Annotated in this window: 1 pseudogene; it reads right to left on the bottom strand. The window is 74.5% G+C overall.

Annotated elements, in window-relative coordinates:
• Positions 1-271 (bottom strand): annotated as a pseudogene (locus tag SB660_RS20715) (hypothetical protein); the annotation flags it as partial.

Here is a 271-nt window from a genome sequence, read left to right as displayed (position 1 = left end):
GCAGATCGTCCAGCCGTGCGTGCAGCGCCCGCTGGATATTGTCGAAGGCGATGCTGCCGAGCGCGATCCGGCGCCGCGGCCGGTCCGCGTCGGCCACCTGGATCATCGCCGCGGCGGTGCGGGCGGCATCGCCCTTGAGTTCGAACGCGCCGCTGGCGACCGCGCGGCGCACCTCGCCGGCCGGCGTGTCGTCGTAGGCCGGCAGCGGTGTCGCGTGCTCCAGCCCGTTGCCGAACTCCGTCGCGGTCGGTCCCGGCTCGGCGATGACGAC

Origin of the sequence: Bacillus sp. SIMBA_005 (assembly GCF_046535585.1) — a bacterium.
Taxonomy (GTDB): Bacteria; Bacillota; Bacilli; order Bacillales; family Bacillaceae; genus Bacillus; species Bacillus pumilus.
The sequence above is the reverse complement of the archived record's forward strand: the minus strand, read 5'-3'. Positions and strand labels throughout refer to the sequence as shown.